Below are 13525 nucleotides of genomic sequence, written 5' to 3' on the forward strand. Positions count from 1 at the left end.
GCATGGATCGGCGGGACGGGTCCGTTCCTCCTGCTCAGGCCCGGAGGTACGCCAGGACCGCGAGCACCCTGCGATGGGTTCCGTCGCCGGGCGGCAGGTCGAGCTTGCCGAGGATGTTGCCGATGTGTTTGCCCACCGCGGCCTCGCTGACGACGAGTTCGGCGGCGATCGCCGCGTTCGACCTGCCTTCGGCGACCAGGCCGAGCACCTCGCGCTCGCGCGGCGTGAGCTGCTCCAGGGGGTCCCGGCGGCGCCTGAGCAACTGCCGTACGACCTCCGGGTCCACGACCGTGCCGCCCTCCGCCACCTGCGTCACCGCGTCGGCGAACTGCTCGACCTGCCCCACGCGGTCCTTGAGCAGATAGCCGACGCCGGTGCCGTCGCCGGTGTCCAGGAGCTCGGCGGCGTACGAACGCTGCACGTACTGGCTGAGCACCAGGACCGGCAGCTTCGGCCGCTCGGCCCGCAGGGCGAGGGCGGCGCGCAGGCCCTCGTCCTGGAAGGAGGGCGGCATGCGTACGTCGGTCAGGACGAGGTCGGGGTCGTGCGCGTCGACGGCGGCGCGGAGCCCTTCCGCGTCACCGAGCGCGGCGGGCACTTCGTAGCCGAAGCGGGTGAGCAGGCCGATGAGCCCTTCACGGAGCAACACGCTGTCCTCGGCGACAACGATCCTCAGTCTGCTGGGTCTTGGGGGTTCAGGGCTCGGCAAGGGATCTCCACGGACAGTACGGTCGGGCCGCCGGGCGGGCTGGCGACCGTCAGTGTGCCATCGAGCACCGCGATCCGGTCCGCGAGGCCGGTCAGGCCGCTGCCGCGGGCGGGGTCAGCGCCGCCCTTGCCCTCGTCGCGCACGTCGATGCGGAGTACGTCCTGGTGGTGGCGGGCGCCGATGTGCGCGCGGGAAGCGCCGCTGTGGCGGGCGATGTTGGTGAGGGCCTCGCGGATGGTGAAGTACCCGGCGGCCTCGACGGATTCGGGAAGTCGGGGCAGGCCGACGAGGTCGGTGTCTACGGGGATCGGGGAGCGGTCGGCCGCGTCGTCGACTGCGGCGGCGAGACCGTAGTCGACGAGGACTTGGGGATGAATGCCGCGAATGAGCTCGCGCAGTTCGGTCAGGACGTTCCCCGCCTCGTCGTGCGCTTTGGTGAGCCGGTCGGCGAGTTCGCTTCCGGGGGGCGCGTCGAGCCGGGCCAGGCCCAGGATCATGGTCAGCGCCACGAGCCGCTGCTGGGCCCCGTCGTGCAAGTCCCGCTCGATACGCCGCCGTTCGGCTTCGAAGGCGTCGACCAGGCGGGCCCTGGAGCGGGTCACTTCTTCCAGCTGCGTGGTCAGCTCGGCCTCGCGCGGGGCGAGGAGGAGGCGGGCGAGGGCGGCTCGGGCGGTGGCGTAGGCGCCGAGGGGGTAGAGCAGCGGGGCGAGCAGGGCCAGGCCGAGGAGGGCGGTGGCGAAGGCGTGCGGGTAGTCGCTGACCAGCCAGAGCTTGGCCGCGCGTATCTCGCCGCCGTCGAGGGCTAGTTGGGCGGGGGCCGCCATCAGGACCGCGGGGGCTCCGACGGTGCAGGCCAGTACGAGCAGATCCATGGGCCACAGGACGAGGGCGAGCAGCGCGGTGTACGCGAGCTCCCGCCAGGTGGCCTGCTCCTTGACCCGCAGCGTGAACCAGGCGGGGATGCCGGGGGCTTCGGGGGTGCGGTGCGGGGTGGGGGCGGGGGTCGCCGGCTCGACGAGACGGAGCCTGCGGCGTTCGACGGCGGCGACGGGAATGCCGGCGAAGGCGAGGAGGGCAAGCAGGGGAAGCCCTACGAGGACGACGGCAAGGGCGGCCCCGAGGACGGCGGCCACCACGCCGCCCACGAGAACGACCACCCCGAGCAGCACACCCCCGAGGAGATACGCGACCCCTCTCCAGGGCGCACTGCTCCCCAGATACCTACGCCGCCGCAGCCCCACCCACACGCTTTCGCTGGTCATGGGGGGAGGGTATGCGGGGGTGGGGCGGGGCGGCCTTAGGCTCCCCTGCCTTCATCACCCTTCAACGCGGGGGGATGCGGGGCGATCGGGCGGGTGGGTGGGAAGGCCCGTTCCGGCAACGACAACGGCAACAGCCCCTCGCGACCCTGGGCGCGGTACTGGGCCAGCAACGCAGACTCGTCCCCCGGAGACAGGGGCTGATAGGCGCCCGCCCCCGGGCGCCACCACACCGGGTCCCCGCACCGAAACCCCTCCCCCCGCAAGACAGCCCGCGCCACCTTGTTAGTGGCGGTAACCGGCATCTGCCCCACCACCCGCACAAAGCGAGGCGCCATCTTCGTCCCCAGGTCCGGCTGGGAAAGCAGGAACTCCGCAAAGGCGAGGGGGTCGAAAGCAACCCCCGCCCGAGGCGCGACCGCAGCCATCACCTGATCCCCCGCCACAGGATCCGGCACCGCGTACACCGCCACCGCCGCCGCCTCCTCCCACCGCGCGAGGATGTTCTCGATCACCGCCGCCGCCAGGTTCTCGCTGTCCACCCGGAGCCGGTCGTCCGTACGCCCCGCGAAGTAGAAGAACCCCTCCGCGTCGCGGTAGAAGAGGTCCCCCGTCCAGTACCAGCCGTCCCGCAGCCGCGCCGCGTCCGCCTCGGTATTGCGCCAGTACCCCTCGAAGGGAGTCCGGCCCTTGTTCACCAACTCCCCTATCGCCGCGTCCCCGTTCAGCAGGCGCCCGTCCGCATCGAAGACCCCGCGCGGGCACTCCTCCCGCGTACCGGCGTCCACCACCACCAGCTCGCTCCCCGGCACCGCGAGGCCGATCGCCCCGCCCGGCGTCTTTGGCGTCCGCTGGATCGCCGCGCCGCCCTCCGATGACCCGTACCCCTCGACGAGCCGCACCCCGAACCGCTTCTCGAACCGCGCCGCGTCCACCGCCCCGGCCTCCGTGCCGAACCCCATCCGCAGGGGGTTCGCCGTGTCGTCGGCCTTCTCGGGCGTGGCCAGGACGTACTGCACCGCCCGGCCCACGTACGTGAAATACGTGGCCCCGTAAGCCCGTACGTCGTCCAGGAACGCCGACGCCGAGAAGCGCCGCCGCAGCGCCACCCCCGCCCCCGCCGCGAGGGCGGGCGCCCAGTCCGCGATCACCGCGTTGCCGTGGAACATGGGCATGCAGATGTAGTGGACGCCGTCGGGCCCGAGCCGGAAGTGGCTGACCAGCGACTGCCCCGCGGCGGCAAGGCGGCCCTGGCTGCAGATCGCGGCCTTGGGCGCCCCGGTCGAACCGGAGGTGAAGTAGAGGAGCATGCGGCTCGCCGGCGTCACCGCCGGCGATATCTCCGGCTGTGCGTCGGCGTAGGGCGCGAGCAGTTCGGCGTACGCGGCCGTGTCCGTCACCAGGATGCGTACGCCCGGCAGTTCGAGACCGTCGAGGAGCGCCAGATGCGCCCGTTCCGTGACCAGGACCCCGCAGTCCGTGTGCACGATGTCGCGGGCCAGTTCCGCACCCCTGCGAGTCGGATTGATGCCCGCCACCGCCGCCCCCGTCAGCGCCGCCGCGCTCAGCCACAGCGGATACTCGGGAGTGTTGTCGAGCAGCACACCGACATGCGGCTCACCCCCTCTCGGCAGCAGATCGGCGAGAAGGGCCGCCCTCGCCGCGGCCCCCGCGGCGACTTGGTGATGAGTCAGCTCCTGGTCCTCGAAGCGCAGCCCTGGGCGATGGTCGCCCCAGCGCGCCAGCACGAGTTCCGCGACGGTGCTCCCGGTGGACTCCATGACCGCGCACCATAATTGATGGGTCGTCAGATGAGGAGAGGGCGTACGACGACGCAGAGCCGCGCACGCCGTCCCGTACGCGGACGACGTGCGCGGCACCTACCGGTGGGGAAGACCGGGGAAGGTCATGGAGTGGAATGTCATGGGGTGGAACGACGTTCCGCCAGGACGGCTCAGAACTTGACGTCGGAGCAGGCGTAGAACGCGTTGGCCGTGTCGTGGACCGTCCACACCGCGACGATCACGTGGTGTCCGCTTCTGCCGCCGGGGATCGTCCCGGAGTGCGAGAGCGTGGCGGGCGGCTGCTGGCCGTTGTAGGGGACGTTGAGGAACGGGGTGGTTTCGAGGGCGGCGCGCGTCACCGGCTTGCTCTCGTCCCAGCCCTGCTTGGTTATGTAGTACTTGAAGTCGGTGGTGCGGTGACGTGCCGTGAACTGCCAGCGGAAGGAGTAGTTCTGACCGGCGCTGACGCTGGTCGTCGGCCATGCGCCGCCGCCCGGCGCCTTCGGCTGGTTGAGCGAGTCGAAGCCGCTGACGCCCGCCGAGCAGATCTTGCCGTCGGCCGGACCCGCCGCCGGGAAGCCTTTGGGGCCCTCGACGCTCTGCGGCTCGTACTGGATGGAACCGCAGCCGCTCACCGTGCCGTTGGAACAGTTGATCTGACGGCTGGCGGGCAGATCGGTGTAACCGTGACCGCTCGCGCCACCGGACGAGAGCGCGAGCGCTCCGACGGTGGTGGCGCCGAGCATGGCCGCGTACATCTTCTTGTTTCGCATGCTGCCGCTCCAGGGGAAACGTGGGGATTCCGTGAGCCGTGCGCGCGCCGCGGCACCGCGCCGCCACGGGTGCGGGGCGCGGTGAATGCAGTGAGTTCTGCGGTCTAGACCAAGCTCAGATTATTGCCGGTAGTTGAACATGTCCATACCAATCGTGGAGACGATCCGATCGCAGCGACGGCGCGACTTCTCCACGAGTTCGCCGTTGGGGCCGTCGTTCGTCGCCACCCACGCGGCCGCCCCGTCGGCCGTCCGGCCGCCCGCCAACTGTCGCTCGACGAGCCGCAGTTGACGTACCTTCGCAGGTGCATCCACGTACCAGCACTCCCCCATCAGGCGCCGCGCATCGCGCCAGCCGGGCAGATCGCAGGCCAGATAGTTCCCCTCGGTCACGACGAGCCGGGCAGCCGGCGGGACACGGTGGCGGGCGGCGATCGGCTCGTGGAGAGTGCGGTCGTAATCGGGTACGTAGATGTCGTGGCCGGTGTCCTCCAGGACACGGGTGAGGAGCGCGACGTATCCCCGGACGTCGAAACTCGGCTCCGAGCCCTTGCGGGAGGTGAGGGAGAGGCGCTCCAGCTGATCGTTCGAGAGGTGGAAACCGTCGAGCGGGAGATACGCGGCGCCCTCGCCGATGGTCTCCACCAGTGCCCGCGCGAACGTCGACTTGCCCGCGCCGGGCGGCCCCGCGATCCCGAGGAGGGTGCGGGGCCGGTCCGCGGTCAGCCTCCGGGCGTCCCCGGCGAGGGCCGCGAGGTCGGGGGCATCGTGGTCAGTGGTGTGGTCAGCGGTCTCCATGCCCCGTATAGAACGCCACCGTCAGGTCCTTGACCAAGGCCTTGCGTTCGTAGTCGTCGAGCTCGACGAGCCCGCGGGTGGTCAGCCGGGTCACCGTGTCCTCCACGGAGTCCACCACCGAGGTGAGCACGCTGTCGCGGTGCCGCGCGTCCAGGGCGGCGACCCGGCGCAGGCGCATGGTGTCGGCGATCTCGGGGGCGTACTCGATGCGGGTCGGCTGGGCCTGGAAGATCTGGATGCCGACCGGCTCGGTCTCCGCCGCGAGCATCCGGGTCAGCGCGTCGCCGACGGCCTCCGCGTCGCGCAGGGTCGGGGTGTCGTCGTGGAAGGCGTCGGCGGGCAGCCGGGACAGGACGCGTGCCGTCGCCGCCTCGACGCACTCGCGCAGATACTCCTGGTGGTCGGCGACCCCGAGCGTCGCCCGCGCCGCGTCCTTGACCCGCCAGACGACGAGGACGACGACCCGCAGCGCGACCCCGCCCCGGTCGACCGCGGGCATCGGCTCGCTGCGCCAGTGCCGGAGGCGTACGTCGACACGGCGGCGCAGGAGAAGCGGGTTGACCCACATCAGACCGGTCCGGCGGACGCTGCCGCGGTAGCGCCCGAAGAGGGTGAGCACCCACGCCGCGCCGACCCGGCCGCGGGCCAGGCCCCCGAAGCCGAAGAGGGCGAGCGCGCCCGACCCGGCGAGCGAGGCCCACTGCGCCAGGCCGAGCCCGGCGTACGCGTCGTACCCGCCGTACCCGTCAGGACGGGGCAGCCCGGCTGCTTGCGCCACCGACTCGGGCAGCACCCCGGCCCACCACAGCGCGGCCGCGCACCCGGCGACCCCGGAGGCTCCGCCGAGCACGCCGACCATGCCGGGCAGCACCCGCGCGGGACGCTCGCCAAGCGCCGGGTCGATGTCGGGCAGCGGCCGGGCCACCGGGGCGGGGGCCGGCGCCGCGGGCCGGCGGGCGGTGCGGGGCTGCTCCCCCGTGCCCTGCCGGCGCCGCACCACTGCGGGCGCCAGCGACACTCCGGGGTCCGCGGGGTCGTCGCGGAAGAGCAGGTGGATGGGGATCTCGGTGGTGGCCTCGCTCTGGATCAGGCGCGGCGAGCGGGCAGCCGGATCCGGGGCCGCTGCGACCTGCGGGTCCTCGGGCTGGGGTGTCTGTGACCGTGATGCCGCTGTCGCACTCATCCTTGCCTCCGCCTCATACGTGCCTCCGCGTCATACGTGCCTCGATGTCCTGCGCGCCCGGGTCTCGTACGTGCGCTCACGCGAACAACCGCCGCCAGGTCTCCGGCCCCGGATATCCGTCCGCCGCCGCGCCCCGCCAGCCCTGGGCACGCTGGAACGCCTCGACGTTGCGGCGGTCGCTCTCGCTCCACCGGGGGCCGGGGCCCCGGGCGTAGTGCTTGCCGAAGCCCTTCTTCACCAGCTGTCTGCCGAGCTGCTCGATGGACGCGCTCGACCGGCCCGGGCGGAACACCCCGCTGCCGGGGTACGCCGGAGCCCGGCCCTGGCTGCCGCCGCTGCCGCCGCCACCCGCGGCCGGGATGTCGCGGCCCTTGCCCGACATCAGGTACGACCACGTCGCGGGGCCGGGCAGACCGTCCGCGTCCTTGCCCTTCCAGCCCTGCGCCAGCTGGAACGCCTGCGTGGCCCGGCGGTCCGCGTCGCTCCAGCGCGGCCCCGGACCGGACGTGTAGAAGCGGGCGCCTCCCCGGCGGACGAGGGCCTTGCCGAGCTGGGTGACGTACTTGTTGTTCGCGCCGGGGCCGAACGACCCCGCACCGGGATAGGCCGTCCCCGTGCCGGGCCGCGCACCGCCGGGGGCGCCGCCCGTCACCCCCTTGTAGCGGTAGGCCAGATAGCGGCCCCCATTGCTCCAATAGGCATAGGGAGTCGTCTGCTTACGGGCGTGCGGGCGGGTCTGCTCGTACGCGATGTATTGCGTACCCGCGGTATTCGCCCAGCCGCCGAAAATGGTCACGTGCGACCCCTTCTCGGGGTTCGCGGGATTGTGGAAGAGAAGCATGTCGCCGGGCTGCAGCTGGGCCTTCGTAATGCGCACCCCGTACTTCGCCAGGCTGCCGGTCCATTCGTTGCCGCCGAGATTCCAGGCCATGGAGACAAAGCCCGAGCAGTCCTGCCGGTAGCCGTCGGACCAGTACTTGCTCATGCTGTACGGCACCTTCGCCGCGACCCACGTCCCGGCGCGCGCGAGGATCGCGGCCCGCGTCATGGGCCGCGGCGCCTCAGCCGTGGGCCCCGGAGTGCCCGACGCGCCGGGCGCCCCGTGCAGCCCGCTCTTGCCGCCCTGCGGACTGCCGGGGCCGGGGTCCGCCCCGGAGTCGGAATCGATTCCGGGGCCTTCGTCCGAAGGAGTCCCCACCGCCGCACCCGGCACCCCGCCGGGCACTCCTTCCGGCACCCCGCCAGGCACCGCCCCCGGTGGTCGCGTCGGCTGCTGCCCGGCATCGGGCGCGGCCGCCGCCGGAAGCTGACCGCCGCCGAGGACGGTGCCCGCCGCCGCGGCGACGACAAGGGCGCGCCGCGCTCCGTGCGCCGCCGGGTGACCGCCGAGGCGTACGGGTAGCGCATGGGTCATGGCTCGTCGCCGGTGAATGCATCCGGGGCAGTCGCAGTCGCTCTCGGGGGCGAATTCCTCGAATACCGGAGCACCCTCCATGCGATTCCCCTCACACCCCAGGAAAGAATGTCTGTGTCGCATCTGCACAGTCGTCAGCTTCGCAACTGTCGGGCGATATCGCATGTTGACGGTCCGAATGATTGATCCGCCCCGCATTCACGTCCCCGCGCCCCTCCCCGGGACCCGCCCGCCCGCACCCCGACCTCATCCCACCCCGGCCGCCCCCAAGCTCCCCGCGGTTCGGAGCACGTGCTGACGTCCGGTAGAGTTCTCCAGGTCAGCAGGCGCCGTTAGCTCAGTTGGTTAGAGCAGCTGACTCTTAATCAGCGGGTCCGGGGTTCGAGTCCCTGACGGCGCACAGACAGCGAAAGCCCCCCGTTCACGCGGGGGGCTTTCGTGTTTCCCGCGCCGGGTGGATACGCGTCTTCCGCGCCGGGTCGATACCCGTGTCCGTACCGCTACCGTTGCGCCATGGCGCGCGACATACAGGAGCGGATCAAGAAGCTCATCATCGACCAGCGGCTCCCCTCGGGAGCCTCTCTGCCCACCGAGCCCGAACTGATGGAACGCCTCGGCGTCAGTCGGAACTCAGTGCGAGAGGCACTCAAGGCGCTGCAGGCCATGGGCATCGTGGAAATCCGGCACGGTTTCGGCACATATGTCGGACCCATGTCGGTGGCTCCGATGATCGAGGGCCTCACCTTCCGTACGGTGGCCGGCCACTACCGCGGCGAGGACAGCCTGCTCCAGCTCCTGGAGCTGAGGGAGGCCGTGGAGACCGGGCTCATCGCCCGCCTCGCCGGCCGCATCCCGGCGGCGGACCTCGCCGAACTGGACGCCATCGTGGACCAGATGGACACCGAGACGGCGGCCAAAGACGGTCAGAACGGCCGCCCGGGTGCCGTGCAAACCGAAACCGACCGCGCATTTCACGCCACCCTCTACCGCTGCCTGGGCAATCCGCTCCTCGGTGAAGTTCTTGAAGCGTTCTGGGACGCCTTCCACAAAGTACGCACCGATCTGGTGGACGTGCCGCAGGATCCCAAGGTCACCTGCCGTCAGCACCGCGAGATCCTCGACGCGGTCCGATCCGGCGATGTGCTCCGGGCCGAGCGGGCGATACGGGAACACTTCGGTAATATTCGAACGCGATTGAGCGCTCCTGTCCCAACAGGCGGCAACAGGTAACTCAAATCGCTCGTATGACCGGTAAACACCTTGTTTCGCTCTTGCGATCATGGCTAGGGCCGTAGAACCTTGTGCAGGAGCCATTGGCTCTCATGAGGCAGACGGTGCGGCGCAGTTGGGGGCCCGGCCGGAGCCCGCGGGGGGAAGGGGCGGGGGTCCCTTTCACGAACAGATGCCGAGGGGGGCATCATGCAACCGGAAGGTAGCTGTTCCATGTCTAAGGGGACGGTGGCCTGTCACTGATGCGTTCGTGAAGGTCGCGGGGGACCGTAGCGAACGGAAGGACCAACGAACACGCGGGCGACCGCGTGCGGGGGGATGACTCATGACGTCGACGCCGACGGGCGCGCGGCCGAACGACCCGTCAGAGACGACCCAACTGCGGGTGCCGTCGCACCGGACAGGTGGGTTCAGGCGTATCAAGAAGGCACTGCCGAGATACGACTACGAGCACTACAGCCGTCTCGCGGGGCCGCTCACGCAGCCTGATCCGACCAAGCCGTACAAGGTGCAGTACCGCTCTCTGCTCTCGCAGGAGCCGCACCGGATAAGAGCCGCCCTGATGCTGGGGGCCGCGCCGCTGCTCTCCCTCGTGCTGCTCGCCTGGCTGCTGCAGCCGACGCACTGGACGAAGCGCGACTACGTCGCGAACGACTGGCTGCCGACGCTCGACATCGTGATGCTCATATCCATCGGCCTCATCGAGTTCTTCCGCTGCATGAACGTGCTCTCGAACGCGCACGCCACGCTCGTCGCACGTGACCCGATACCCGTGGTGCCCGAGACCGGCACCCGTGTCGCCTTCCTCACCTCCTTCGTGCCCGGCAAGGAGCCGCTCGAGATGGTGACGAAGACCCTGGAAGCCGCGGTCAAGATCCGGCACCGCGGTCTGATGCACGTCTGGCTCCTCGACGAGGGCGACGACCCGGCCGTCAAGGAAGTCTGCCAGCGGCTCGGCGTGCACCACTTCTCCCGCAAGGGCATCGCGAAGTGGAACATGAGCAAGGGCCCGCACCGCGCCAAGACCAAGCACGGCAACTACAACGCCTGGCTGGACGCGCACGGCGACGACTACGACTACTTCGCATCGGTCGACACCGACCACGTCCCGATGCCGAACTACCTGGAGCGGATGCTCGGCTTCTTCCGCGACGAGAACGTCGGCTTCGTCATCGGCCCGCAGGTCTACGGCAACTACGACAACTTCATCACGAAGGCCGCCGAGTCCCAGCAGTTCCTCTTCCACGCCCTGATCCAGCGCGCGGGCAACGCGTACGGCTCCCCCATGTTCGTCGGCACGAGCAACGCCGTCCGCATCAGCGCCCTGAAGCAGATCGGCGGTCTGTACGACTCGATCACCGAGGACATGGCGACGGGCTTCGAGATCCACCGCGCCACGAACCCGAAGACCGGCAAGAAGTGGAAGTCGATCTACACCCCGGACGTGCTCGCGGTCGGTGAGGGCCCCAACGCCTGGACGGACTTCTTCACGCAGCAGCTGCGGTGGTCGCGGGGAACGTACGAGACCATCCTGAAGCAATTCTGGAAGGCGCCGTTCTCGCTGCCGCCCGGCCGGCTCTTCAACTACACGATGATGGTCATCTTCTACCCGATGTCCGCCATGAACTGGATCCTGGCCGCGCTCTCCTGCGCGCTGTTCCTCGGCATGGGCGCATCGGGCGTGAACATCGACCCGACGATCTGGCTGATGCTGTACGGCAACGCCTCGGCGCTGCAGATCGGCCTCTACATCTGGAACCGCCGCCACAACGTCTCGCCGCACGAGCCCGAGGGCTCCGGCGGTATCGCGGGCATGGTGATGTCGGCGCTCTCCGCTCCGGTGTACGCACGCTCCCTGATGGATGCCGCGCTGCGCCGCAAGAGCAAGTTCGTGGTGACTCCCAAGGGCGATTCGGCAAGCCCGGACACACTGTTCGGCACGTTCCGGATCCACCTGTTCTTCATCCTGGTCTTCGCGGGATCGATGGCCGCCGCGTTCGTCTTCGGCCACGTCCACCCGGCGATGATCGTCTGGGCCACGTTCGCCCTGCTGATCACGGCCGCGCCGATCTTCGCCTGGCGGTGGGGCATGCGGCAGGACAAGAAGAAGCGCAAGTCGCGGCACGGCGGAGGCCCTTCGGGACCGCCGTCCGACGGGGGGCAGGGCCCGACGGTGCCGCAGCAGCGCGACGGCGATGCCACGGCCCGGCTGCCCCAGGCGCACGACGCCCCGCAGGGACCGCACGCGCCGCACGCGCCTCAGCAGAAGCCCAGCTGGGCATCGAACGACCAGACCATGCAGATCGCCCTTGGGGGACGTAAGAAATGAAGGACCGCTCCAGCCGCCGCCGCGCCCGCCGCATTGCGATAGGCGCGGCGGTGGTCATAGCGCTGGCCGGGATGAACGGCCCGTGGCTCTGGCGCGTGGGTTCCGAGAAGTACCACGACTACAAGATCAACAAGCCGGAGTACAAGGCCGACAACGGTCACTGGCAGGTCGTGAACTTCCCCGAGGAGTACCGCCAGAACACGATCCACGCGGCGCTCCTGCACACCGGCAAGATCCTCCTGGTCGCAGGCTCCGGCAACAACCAGAAGAACTTCGACGCCAAGAAGTTCGACACCCGCCTGTGGGACCCGGTCAAGAACACGATCAAGAAGATCAAGACGCCCGTCGACCTCTTCTGCACCGGCCACACGCAGCTCGCGAACGGCAATCTCCTGATCGCGGGCGGCACCCAGCGCTACGAGAAGCTCAAGGGCGACATCACCAAGGCCGGCGGCCTGATGGTGGTGCACAACGAGGACCCGGACAACCCGATCACGCTGCCGTCGGGCACGAAGTTCACCGGCAAGAAGAACGGCAAGACGTTCGTCTCCAAGGACCCCGTCGTCGTCGAGCGCGCGAAGAAGGTCTTCGACAAGGCGACCGGCGCGTTCGTCCGCAACGAACCGGGCCTCGGCCGGGTGTACGTGGAGGCGCAGCAGAGCGGCACGAAGCACGAGACGGGCACGCAGGACAACTACCGCGTGCAGGGCCTCAAGGGCGCCGCGACGCGCAACACGTACGGCATCGCGCAGAAGCTCGCCCTGGACAAGAAGGACTTCCAGGGAATCAAGGACGCCTTCGAGTTCGACCCGGTCGCCGAGAAGTACATCAAGGTCGACCCGATGAACGAGGCCCGCTGGTACCCCACGCTGACCACGCTCTCGGACGGCAAGGTGCTCAGCCTTTCCGGCCTCGACGAGATCGGCCAGCTGGTCCCGGGCAAGAACGAGCTGTACGACCCCAAGACGAAGAAGTGGACGTACACCAAGCAGGTCCGCCAGTTCCCGACCTACCCGGCCGTCTTCCAGCTGCAGAGCGGCAGGCTCTTCTACTCGGGCTCGAACGCGGGCTACGGCCCTGACGACGTGGGCCGCAAGCCCGGCACCTGGGACCTGGAGACGAAGGGCAGCTGGAAGGGGATCCCCGGGATGAGCGACCCGAATCTCCTGGAGACCTCCAACACGGTCGAACTGCCGCCCGCGCAGGACCAGAAGTACATGGTGGTCGGCGGCGGCGGTGTCGGCGAGTCCAAGAAGTCCAGCAAGAAGACGCGCATCGTCGACCTCCTGGACGACAACCCGAAGTTCGAGGACGGCCCCGAGCTGGAGAAGGGCACGCGTTACCCGCAGGCCTCGACCCTGCCCGACGACACGGTCCTCATCTCCGGCGGCTCGGAGGACTACCGCGGTCGCGGTGACTCGAACATCAAGCAGGCGCGGATCTACGACGCCAAGACCGGCAACATGCGGCGGGTCGCCGACCCGGAGGTGGGCCGCAACTACCACTCGGGGTCGATCCTGCTGCCCGACGGCCGCGTGATGTTCTTCGGCTCCGACTCGCTCTACTCGGACAAGGCCAACACCAAGCCCGGCGAGTTCGAGCAGCGCATCGAGATCTACACCCCGCCGTATCTGTACCAGGGCTCGCAGCCGGGGCTCAGCGACGGGCCCAAGGAGATCAAGCGCGGCGGGTCGGGGACCTTCAAGACGCAGCACGCCTCGTCCATCAAGACGGCCCGCCTGATCAGGCCGAGCGCCTCGACGCACGTCACGGACATCGACCAGACCTCCGTCGCGCTCGACCTGAAGAAGTCCTCGGACGGCGTCACGGTGACGATCCCGCGGGAGAAGAGCCTGGTCGAGTCCGGCTGGTACATGCTCTTCGTTACTGACGACCAGGGCACCCCGAGCAAGGCGCAGTGGGTCCACGTCCCGTAAGAAACGCCCCGTAAGGGGCGCGAGGCTGTGACATTTGCGGCTCCGCCGCGTGGGCGCGAGCAACCACAGAAAAGCCGCAGTCGCATCTGCCAGGATCTCGGCAGATGCG

General features: G+C 69.8%; 10 protein-coding genes and 1 tRNA gene. 4 read left to right on the plus strand and 7 right to left on the minus strand.

Annotation, left to right across the window (positions count from 1 at the left end; all coding sequences use genetic code 11):
* Positions 1-34: 34 nt before the first annotated feature.
* From ACWFR3_RS08925 to ACWFR3_RS08955, 7 genes are all read right to left on the minus strand, one after another.
* On the minus strand, positions 35-709 hold the full coding sequence (locus ACWFR3_RS08925) for a response regulator (protein ID WP_453733872.1): 675 nt from the start codon (positions 707-709) through the stop codon (positions 35-37).
* A complete protein-coding gene (locus ACWFR3_RS08930; RefSeq protein WP_453733873.1) occupies positions 673-1971 on the minus strand; it encodes a sensor histidine kinase in 1299 nt (432 codons plus the stop codon). Before ACWFR3_RS08930 ends, ACWFR3_RS08925 begins: the two co-directional genes overlap by 37 nt.
* Before the next feature lie 35 nt (positions 1972-2006).
* Positions 2007-3749 (minus strand): AMP-binding protein, encoded by a 1743-nt coding sequence (locus tag ACWFR3_RS08935; RefSeq protein WP_453733874.1) that lies wholly within the window; start codon positions 3747-3749, stop codon positions 2007-2009.
* A gap of 173 nt (positions 3750-3922) precedes the next feature.
* The gene (locus ACWFR3_RS08940) at positions 3923-4525 is read right to left on the minus strand and encodes a lytic polysaccharide monooxygenase auxiliary activity family 9 protein (RefSeq protein ID WP_453733875.1); all 603 of its coding nucleotides are present in this window, start codon (positions 4523-4525) and stop codon (positions 3923-3925) included.
* Between the two features lie 120 nt (positions 4526-4645).
* Positions 4646-5323, minus strand: a complete 678-nt coding sequence (locus tag ACWFR3_RS08945) for a nucleoside/nucleotide kinase family protein (protein WP_453733876.1) — start codon at positions 5321-5323, stop codon at positions 4646-4648.
* Complete coding sequence (locus tag ACWFR3_RS08950) at positions 5310-6506, minus strand: SPFH domain-containing protein (RefSeq protein ID WP_453733877.1); 1197 nt, start codon at positions 6504-6506, stop codon at positions 5310-5312. The genes ACWFR3_RS08945 and ACWFR3_RS08950 overlap by 14 nt, the downstream gene beginning before the upstream one ends.
* 76 nt (positions 6507-6582) lie before the next feature.
* Positions 6583-8001, minus strand: coding sequence for a peptidoglycan-binding protein (locus ACWFR3_RS08955; RefSeq protein WP_453733878.1), 1419 nt, complete (start codon positions 7999-8001; stop codon positions 6583-6585).
* Between the two features lie 245 nt (positions 8002-8246).
* On the opposite strand from ACWFR3_RS08955, the gene ACWFR3_RS08960 reads away from it, so the two are divergent.
* From ACWFR3_RS08960 to ACWFR3_RS08975, 4 genes are all read left to right on the plus strand, one after another.
* Positions 8247-8320 (plus strand) — tRNA-Lys (locus ACWFR3_RS08960).
* A 113-nt stretch (positions 8321-8433) separates the two neighbouring features.
* Positions 8434-9150 (plus strand): FadR/GntR family transcriptional regulator, encoded by a 717-nt coding sequence (locus ACWFR3_RS08965; RefSeq protein WP_453733879.1) that lies wholly within the window; start codon positions 8434-8436, stop codon positions 9148-9150.
* Between the two features lie 325 nt (positions 9151-9475).
* On the plus strand, positions 9476-11479 hold the full coding sequence (locus ACWFR3_RS08970) for a glycosyltransferase family 2 protein (RefSeq protein ID WP_453733880.1): 2004 nt from the start codon (positions 9476-9478) through the stop codon (positions 11477-11479).
* Complete coding sequence (locus ACWFR3_RS08975) at positions 11476-13416, plus strand: galactose oxidase-like domain-containing protein (RefSeq protein WP_453733881.1); 1941 nt, start codon at positions 11476-11478, stop codon at positions 13414-13416. Before ACWFR3_RS08970 ends, ACWFR3_RS08975 begins: the two co-directional genes overlap by 4 nt.
* The last annotated feature ends 109 nt before the right edge of the window (positions 13417-13525 follow it).

The sequence above is a fragment of the Streptomyces sp. NPDC055189 genome (assembly GCF_053606765.1).

Coding starts and splice junctions, on each gene's coding strand:
- ACWFR3_RS08935 (WP_453733874.1), bottom strand. CDS start 3,749: ATGGAGTCCACCGGGAGCACCGTCGCGGAACTCGTGCTGGCGCGCTGG.
- ACWFR3_RS08955 (WP_453733878.1), bottom strand. CDS start 8,001: ATGGAGGGTGCTCCGGTATTCGAGGAATTCGCCCCCGAGAGCGACTGC.
- ACWFR3_RS08950 (WP_453733877.1), bottom strand. CDS start 6,506: ATGAGTGCGACAGCGGCATCACGGTCACAGACACCCCAGCCCGAGGAC.
- ACWFR3_RS08945 (WP_453733876.1), bottom strand. CDS start 5,323: ATGGAGACCGCTGACCACACCACTGACCACGATGCCCCCGACCTCGCG.
- ACWFR3_RS08930 (WP_453733873.1), bottom strand. CDS start 1,971: ATGACCAGCGAAAGCGTGTGGGTGGGGCTGCGGCGGCGTAGGTATCTG.
- ACWFR3_RS08940 (WP_453733875.1), bottom strand. CDS start 4,525: ATGCGAAACAAGAAGATGTACGCGGCCATGCTCGGCGCCACCACCGTC.
- ACWFR3_RS08970 (WP_453733880.1), top strand. CDS start 9,476: ATGACGTCGACGCCGACGGGCGCGCGGCCGAACGACCCGTCAGAGACG.
- ACWFR3_RS08965 (WP_453733879.1), top strand. CDS start 8,434: ATGGCGCGCGACATACAGGAGCGGATCAAGAAGCTCATCATCGACCAG.
- ACWFR3_RS08975 (WP_453733881.1), top strand. CDS start 11,476: ATGAAGGACCGCTCCAGCCGCCGCCGCGCCCGCCGCATTGCGATAGGC.